Annotated in this window: 6 protein-coding genes; 1 reads left to right on the forward strand and 5 read right to left on the reverse strand. The window is 71.5% G+C overall.

What is annotated here, in order from left to right:
* Nucleotides 1-36 precede the first annotated feature (36 nt).
* From NWP10_RS09350 to NWP10_RS09370, 5 genes are all read right to left on the reverse strand, one after another.
* Nucleotides 37-2,592 carry an ATP-dependent Clp protease ATP-binding subunit gene (locus tag NWP10_RS09350; RefSeq protein WP_258300705.1) on the reverse strand — a complete coding sequence of 852 codons (2,556 nt, stop codon included), beginning with the start codon at nucleotides 2,590-2,592 and terminating at the stop codon, nucleotides 37-39.
* A 182-nt stretch (nucleotides 2,593-2,774) separates the two neighbouring features.
* Nucleotides 2,775-3,077 carry an Lsr2 family protein gene (locus NWP10_RS09355; protein WP_017489273.1) on the reverse strand — a complete coding sequence of 101 codons (303 nt, stop codon included), beginning with the start codon at nucleotides 3,075-3,077 and terminating at the stop codon, nucleotides 2,775-2,777.
* Between the two features lie 167 nt (nucleotides 3,078-3,244).
* Nucleotides 3,245-3,478, reverse strand: a complete 234-nt coding sequence (locus NWP10_RS09360; protein ID WP_258300706.1) for a hypothetical protein — start codon at nucleotides 3,476-3,478, stop codon at nucleotides 3,245-3,247.
* Between the two features lies 1 nt (nucleotide 3,479).
* Nucleotides 3,480-5,003 carry a lysine--tRNA ligase gene (lysS, locus tag NWP10_RS09365; protein WP_017489275.1) on the reverse strand — a complete coding sequence of 508 codons (1,524 nt, stop codon included), beginning with the start codon at nucleotides 5,001-5,003 and terminating at the stop codon, nucleotides 3,480-3,482.
* A 78-nt stretch (nucleotides 5,004-5,081) separates the two neighbouring features.
* Nucleotides 5,082-6,071 carry a D-glycerate dehydrogenase gene (locus NWP10_RS09370; RefSeq protein WP_017489276.1) on the reverse strand — a complete coding sequence of 330 codons (990 nt, stop codon included), beginning with the start codon at nucleotides 6,069-6,071 and terminating at the stop codon, nucleotides 5,082-5,084.
* Between the two features lie 167 nt (nucleotides 6,072-6,238).
* Between NWP10_RS09370 and NWP10_RS09375 the strand changes: the two genes are divergently transcribed.
* Nucleotides 6,239-7,983 (forward strand): MDR family MFS transporter (locus NWP10_RS09375; protein WP_258300707.1); only part of this gene is annotated, 1,745 nt, incomplete at its 3' end.

Below are 7,983 nucleotides of genomic sequence, written 5' to 3' on the forward strand. Positions count from 1 at the left end.
GCCGTCGGGCGGCCGCGGCGCGGCGGCCTGCGCCGGTCAGGCGGAGCGGTCGGCCTCCACCGTCTCGCCGGAGCCGGGCTCGAGCTCGGGCAGCTCGGCGCCCTCGAGCGCCTCGCGGCCGCCGCTGAACCCGAAGGTCAGCTCGGCGCCCTCGCCCTCGCCCGTGGCGTCCACGGTGATGAGGGAGCCGGCCGGGATCTCGCCGAAGAGGATCTTCTCGGAGAGCTGGTCCTCCACCATCTGCTGGATGGTGCGGCGCAGCGGGCGGGCGCCCATGGCCGGATCGTAGCCGCGGTCCGCGAGCAGGTCCTTGGCCGCCTGGGTGAGCTCGATGGACAGGTCCTGCTCCGCCAGGCGCTTGCCGAGGCGGGAGACGAACAGGTCCACGATCTCCACGATCTCGTGCTTCTGCAGCTGCGGGAACACGATCACGTCGTCCACGCGGTTGAGGAACTCGGGGCGGAAGTGCTGGCGCAGCTCCTCCTTGACCTTGCCCTTCATCCGCTCGTACCCGGTGGTGGTGTCCGTGGCCGACTGGAAGCCGGTCATGACGCCCTTGGAGATGTCCCGGGTGCCGAGGTTCGTGGTCATGATGATCACGGTGTTCTTGAAGTCCACCACGCGGCCCTGCGAGTCGGTCAGGCGACCGTCCTCGAGGATCTGCAGCAGGGAGTTGAAGAGGTCCTGATGGGCCTTCTCCACCTCGTCGAACAGCACCACGGAGAACGGACGGCGGCGGACCTTCTCGGTGAGCTGGCCGCCCTCCTCGTAGCCCACGTAGCCGGGAGGGGCGCCGAACAGGCGCGAGACGGTGTGCTTCTCCTGGAACTCGGACATGTCCAGGGTGATCAGCGCGTCCTCGTCCCCGAAGAGGAACTCCGCGAGGGACTTGGCCAGCTCCGTCTTGCCGACGCCGGTGGGGCCGGCGAAGATGAACGACCCCGAGGGGCGGTTCGGGTCCTTCAGGCCGGCGCGGGTGCGGCGGATGGCACGGGACAGGGACTTGATGGCCTCGTCCTGGCCGATGACGCGCTTGTGGAGCTCGTCCTCCATGGTGCGCAGGCGGTCCGTCTCCTCCGCGGTGAGCTTGAACACCGGGATGCCGGTGGACTTGGAGAGCACCTCGGCGATGAGCTCCTCGTCCACGGTGGCGACGTCGGAGTCCGCGCCGGTGCGCCAGGCCTGCTCCTTCTGGCGGCGCTCGTCCTCGAGCTGCTGCTCCTGGTCCCGCAGGCGGGCGGCGCCTTCGAAGTCCTGGCCGTCGATGGCGGCCTCCTTCTGGGTGCGGACCTCCGCGATCCGGGACTCGTAGGCCTTGATCTCCGGCGGCACGGTCATGCGGCGGATGCGCAGGCGCGCGCCGGCCTCGTCGATCAGGTCGATGGCCTTGTCCGGCAGGTGCCGGTCCGAGACGTAGCGGTCCGCGAGGGTGGCGGCGGCCTTGAGGGCGCCGTCGGTGATGGACACCCTGTGGTGGGCCTCGTAGCGGTCCCGCAGGCCGCGCAGGATCTCCGTGGCGTCCTCGACGGACGGCTCGGGCACCTGGATCGGCTGGAAGCGGCGCTCGAGCGCGGCGTCCTTCTCGATGTGCTTGCGGTACTCGTCCAGCGTGGTGGCGCCGATGGTCTGCAGCTCGCCGCGGGCCAGCATCGGCTTGAGGATGCTGGCGGCGTCGATCGCGCCCTCGGCGGCGCCGGCGCCGACCAGGGTGTGGATCTCGTCGATGAACAGGATGATGTCCCCGCGCGTGCGGATCTCCTTGAGCACCTTCTTCAGGCGCTCCTCGAAGTCACCGCGGTAGCGGGAGCCCGCCACGAGAGAGCCGAGGTCCAGCGAGTAGAGCTGCTTGTCCTTGAGCGTCTCCGGGACGTCGCCGCGGTCGATCGCCTGGGCCAGGCCCTCGACGACGGCGGTCTTGCCCACGCCCGGCTCGCCGATGAGCACGGGGTTGTTCTTGGTGCGGCGGGAGAGCACCTGCATGACGCGCTCCATCTCACCGGCGCGGCCGATGACCGGGTCCAGCTTGCCGTCGTGCGCGGCCGCGGTGAGGTTGCGGCCGAACTGGTCCAGCACCACCGAGCCCGCGTTCTGGCCGGCCTCGCCGCCCTGGCCGACGCCGGCGCCGGCGGTCTCCTTGCCGCCCTGGGCGCCGCCCTGGTAGCCGGAGAGCAGCTGGATGACCGTCTGGCGCACCCGGTTCAGGTCCGCGCCGAGCTTCACGAGCACCTGAGCGGCGACGCCCTCGCCCTCGCGGATCAGGCCGAGCAGGATGTGCTCGGTGCCGATGTAGTTGTGGCCGAGCTGCAGCGCCTCGCGCAGGGACAGCTCGAGCACCTTCTTGGCGCGCGGCGTGAAGGGGATGTGGCCGGGCGGGTTCTGCTGGCCCTGGCCGATGTCCTCCTGGACCTTCTCGCGCACGGCGCCCAGGGAGATGTCCATGGACTCGAGGGCCTTGGCGGCGACGCCCTCGCCCTCGTGGATCAGGCCGAGCAGGATGTGCTCGGTGCCGATGTAGCTGTGGTTGAGCATGCGCGCCTCTTCCTGGGCGAGCACCACCACGCGCCGGGCACGGTCGGTGAATCTCTCAAACATGGGCACACTCCTTGCGTACGGTCGTGACCGAGACTACGCACCGCCCCGCCCGTGCCGCGCGGCTGTTCGCCGCTGGGAGAAGCGGCCCGGCCGCCGTCGTCACGGGCCGGGAACGCCGCCGGGGGACACCGATTCCTCGGCGTCCCCCGGCGTGCGCGCTCAGGCGTGCGGCGCGCGTGCGCTCACTTGCGGCGGGCGTTGCGGTAGGCCTCCACCACGTCGCGGTGCAGGCGCCCGCGGCTGGAGACCTCATAGCCGTTCTCGGCGGCCCACTTGCGGATCTGGGCGGCCTCCACCTTCGGAGAGGGCGGCGCCACCGCGCGGCCCTTCTTCATGTAGGGCTTCAGGAACTCGCGGAGCTCGTCCGCGTGCTCCTTGGACAGGTCGATCTCGTAATTGCGACCGTCCAACGCGAAGTTCACGGTCTCATCTGCTGCCGAACCATCAAGATCATCCACGAGGACTACTTCTACCTTCTGTGCCAACGGTGATTCCCACTCTCTTCATCGCGTGCCCGTGTCCCTCGGCTCCGGTCCGCATGTTCGGGGTCATTCCCCGATGGATCATGCGGCCGGCCGTGCACTTGTGGTCCTCGGACAATACCGCACGGAAATGCGCATGACGAAGTCCTTCTTCGGGAATCACAATCAGCTCAGCGAGAGTCGTCGCCCTGACGAGGGACGTCGTCGTCCCCGCGCCGGCGGGCCCACTCCCTCGCCTCCGCCTCCTCGCGGGCGGCGCGGGCGTCCTCGCCGGTGGACCGGCGGCCCATGCTCTCGCGCTCGGCAGTGTCCGAGCGCAGCAGCGAGCGCATCACGAGCCAGAAGACCAGCCCGAGGCCGATGGACGGAGCCAGGACGGAGAAGTACTCCCAGAACGTGGCCATCTCAGGCCTCCGGCTTGAGCAGCGGGAACAGGATGGTCTCGCGGATGCCGGCGTCGGTGAACAGCATCACGAGGCGGTCGATGCCCAGGCCGATGCCGCCCATGGGCGGGGCGCCGTACTCGAGGGCCCGCAGGAAGTCCTCGTCCAGCTGCATGGCCTCGTCGTCGCCGGCGGCGGCCATCGCGGACTGCGCGGTGAGCCGCTCGCGCTGGATCACGGGGTCGATCAGCTCGGAGAACGCGGTGCCGCGCTCCATGCCTCCGATGATCAGGTCCCACGCCTCGATGACACGGCCGTCCTCGCGGTGCGGGCGGGCCAGCGGCTGGGCCGCCGGCGGGTAGTCGTGGACGAACGTGGGGTTCATCAGGGTGGGCTCCACGATCTCGCCGAACAGCTCGATCACGAGCTTCTGGGCGTCCCACGCCGGGTCCACCTTCACCTCGTGCTCCGCGGCGATCGCGCGCAGCGTCTCGGCGTCGGTGTCCGGGGTGATCTCGCGGCCCACGGCCTCGGACAGGCCCGGATACACGGAGACCCACGCCCACTCGCCGTCCAGGTCGATGACGCCCTTGTCCGTCTCGATCCGCCGGCCGGCGCCCACGGCGTCCGCGGCGGCGAGGATGATCTCCTGCATGCGCTCGGCCATCACGTGCATGTCCGCCCAGGCCTCGTAGCTCTCGAGGGTGGTGAACTCCGGCGAGTGCGTGGAGTCCACGCCCTCGTTGCGGAACACGCGGCCGATCTCGTACACCCGGTCGATGCCGCCGACGACGGCGCGCTTGAGGTAGAGCTCGGTGGCGATGCGCAGGGTCATCGGCTGGTCGAAGGCGTTCAGGTGCGTCTCGAACGGGCGCGCCAGCGCGCCGCCGTGGATGAGCTGGAGCATGGGGGTCTCGACCTCCACGTAGCCGTGGCCCTCGAGGGTGCGGCGCACGGCGGAGGTGACCTTGGCGCGGGTGTAGACCATGCGACGGGCCTCGTCGCGGACGATCAGGTCCGCGTAGCGCTGGCGGACCCGGGTCTCCTCGTTGAGGTCCGCGTGCAGCACGGGCAGCGGGCGGAGGGCCTTGGAGGCCATCTCCCAGGCGGAGGCCATGATGGACAGCTCGCCGCGGCGGGAGACGATGACCTCGCCGGTGACGGAGAGGAAGTCGCCGAGGTCCACGGCCTTCTTCCACTGCGCGAGCGAGTCCTCGCCGACGGCGGCCAGGGAGACCATGACCTGCAGGCGGACGGCCTCGCCGTCCACGCCGGACTCCTGGAGGGTGGCGAAGCAGAGCTTGCCGGTGTTGCGCAGGAACACCACGCGGCCGGTCACGGAGACGGTCTCGCCGGAGGCCCAGTCGGGCTCGTGCCCGTCGAACTGCTCGCGCACCTCGGCCAGCGTGTGGGTGCGGGGCACCTGCACGGGATAGGCCTCGCGGCCGGCGGCGAGCAGCTGCTCGCGCTTGGCGGCGCGGACGGCCTGCTGGTCGTGGTGGTCGACGGCGGAGGTCTGCGGGCTCGCGGAGTTCTGGGAGGTCACAGTGGGCCAGTCTACCGAGGTCCCGCGGGCCGGGACGGGGGCCGCGGGGGCGCCGTGACGACCCTCACGGCGCCCCGCTCAGCGGCGCACGTCCGGGTTGACGAGCGCGGGGACCTCCCCGCCGGTGGCCATGGCGATCGCGTTGCGGGCGGTCAGCTCGGCCATGGCCGCGCGGGTGTCCCGGGTGGCGGAGCCCAGGTGCGGCAGGAGCATGACGTTGTCCAGCTCGGCGAGGCCGGGGGCCATGGCCGGCTCGTCCTCGTAGACGTCGAGGCCGGCGCCGAAGAGCCGGCCGGCGCGCAGGGCCTCCACGAGGGCGGCCTCGTCCACTACGGGCCCGCGGGCGGTGTTGATGAGCACGGCGTCGTCCTTCATGCGCGCCAGCACGTCCGCGTCCACGAGGTGCTCGGTGTCCGCGGTGAGCGGCAAGTGCAGGGAGAGGAAGTCGGAGCGCTCCACGAGCTCCTCCCAGCGCACCTGCTCCACGCGGCCGGCGAGCTCGCCGAGCTCCTCGGGGGCGACCTCGCGGTGCGCGGGCGGGCGGGGCGCGAAGACGACGTCCATGCCGAAAGCGAGCGCCCGCTCCGCCACGGCCTTGCCGATGCGGCCGAACCCGGCCAGGCCGAGGGTCGCGCCCTTCACGTCCTTGCCCACGAGCAGGTCCGCCCTCCAGCCCGTGAACTCACCGGCGCGCATCATCGCCTCGCCCTCGTGTGCGCGGCGGGAGACGCCGAGGATCAGCAGCAGGGCGATGTCCGCGGTGGCGTCCGTGAGCACGTCCGGGGTGTTCCCGACGGCGATGCCCGCCTCGGTGGCCGCCGCGACGTCGATGTTGTTGTAGCCCACGGCGTAGTTGGCGATGCCCTTGAGCCTCGCCTGGGCGAGCACGTCGGCGTCGAACTTCTGGGCGAGGGCGCAGACCACCACGTCGTAGTCCCCGGAGGCGGCGAGCGCGGGGAGCGCGTCATTCCCGCCGACCTCGGACCCGAGGGTGACCTCACCCGCCTCGCGCAGCATGCCCAGGCCGGGCTCGGGGATCTCGGTCATCAGCAGGAAGCGGGGGCTCACGAGGGGTGTCTCACTCTCCGGGTCGGGGTGCCGACGGCGGGGCGCCGCCGGGCGTGACCAGGCTAACCGCCGGGGACGGGTGCGGGGCGGGGCGCCGACACCTATGATTGACCATCGTCAATCATTGACTGCCGTCAACCACCCCGACGCCCCCGCCGAAGGACCCCATGAGCCCCACCTCCCCCGCCGCCGCGGACGCCGCCCGCCATCGCGCCGTGCTGCAGGCCCTCACCGGCCTGCTGCTGGGCATGTTCGTCTCGATGATCGCCAACACCGTGGTCTCCACCTCGATGCCGGTGATCATCAGCGACATCGGCGGCGACCAGAACGACTACACGTGGGTCATCACCGCGGCCCTGCTGGCCACGGCCGTCTCCACCCCGGTGTGGGGCAAGCTCGCGGACCTCATGGACCGCAAGATGCTGTTCCAGGTCGCGCTCGTGATCTTCGTGGGCGCCTCCGCGGCGGCCGGCTTCACGAACGACCCCACGTTCCTGATCGTGTGCCGCATGGTCCAGGGCCTGGGCGGCGGCGGCCTGGCCGCGCTCAGCCAGGTGATCATGGCGGACATCATCAGCCCCCGCGAGCGCGGCCGCTACATGGGCCTGTTCGGCGCGGTCATGGCGGTGGCCACCGTGGGCGGCCCGCTGGCCGGCGGCGTCATCACGGACCTGTGGGGCTGGCGGTGGAACTTCTTCGTGGCCGTGCCGTTCGCGCTCGTGGCCCTCGTGATGGTCCAGCGCACCCTGCACCTGCCCGCCCGCGAGCCCCGCAAGGTGTCCATCGACTACCTCGGCATCGTCCTGCTCGGCGTCGCCACGTCCCTGCTGCTGATCTGGGTCACCACGGCCGGCCAGCAGTTCCCGTGGGCGTCCTGGACCACCGCGTGGATGGTCGGCGGCGCGGTGCTGGCGGCCGCCCTGTTCGTCGTCGTCGAGCTGAAGGTGACCGAGCCGCTCATCCCGCTGACGCTCTTCCGCAACCGCACCTTCACGCTGGCCACGATCGCCTCGATCGCCACCGGCCTGGCCATGTTCGGCGCAGGCGTGTACCTGGCGCAGTACATGCAGCTCGCCCGCGGGGCCACGCCCACGCAGGCCGGCCTCATGACCATCCCCATGATCGCGGGCCTGCTGATCACCTCCACGGTGATCGGCCGCGTCATCACCCGCACGGGCGTGTGGAAGCGCTGGCTGATCGTCGGCGCCGTGCTGCTCACCGCGGGCATGGCCCTGCTGGCGACCCTGCGGTACGACACCCCGTTCGTGCTCGTCTCCCTCCACATGCTCCTGCTCGGCGCGGGCGTGGGCATGACCATGCAGAACCTCGTGCTTGTGGTGCAGAACACCACCGACCCGCGGCAGATGGGCGTCGCCAGCTCCGGCGTCACCTTCTTCCGCTCCCTCGGCGGCAGCGTGGGCGTCGCCGCCATGGGCGCCGTGGTGGCCAACGTGGTGCCGAGCCGGTTCGAGGCCCGCGGCGCGGACCTCGCCGCCGCCCTGCAGTCCCTCGGCGCGGACGGTCCCGTGTGGGCGCAGCGGCTGCAGTCCGGCACGCTGCCGCGCGTGGCCGAGATGCCCGAGCCCCTGCGCGTGGTCGTGGAGGACGTCTATGCCACCGGCATCTCCCAGGCGTTCCTGGTGGGCGTGCCGCTGGCGGTCGTCGCCGTGGTCGCCATCGTGTTCCTGCCGAACATCCCCCTGGGCCGCATGACCACCTCCGAGCGCCTCGACGCCTCCCGCGCGGACCTGGCCACCGTGACCGCGCCCGCGGCCATGCAGAAGGTCCCCGCCACCGGGGAGATCCCCGTGGTCGCCCCGGCCGCGGGCGGCGCAGGCGGCACCGACGACGCCGGCACGGCGAAGGATGCCGACGGCACGAAGGGTGTCCCGGCCGCGCAGGGCCCGACGAC

The organism is Micrococcus sp. HG099 (genome assembly GCF_024723355.1).
GTDB lineage: Bacteria > Actinomycetota > Actinomycetes > Actinomycetales > Micrococcaceae > Micrococcus > Micrococcus endophyticus.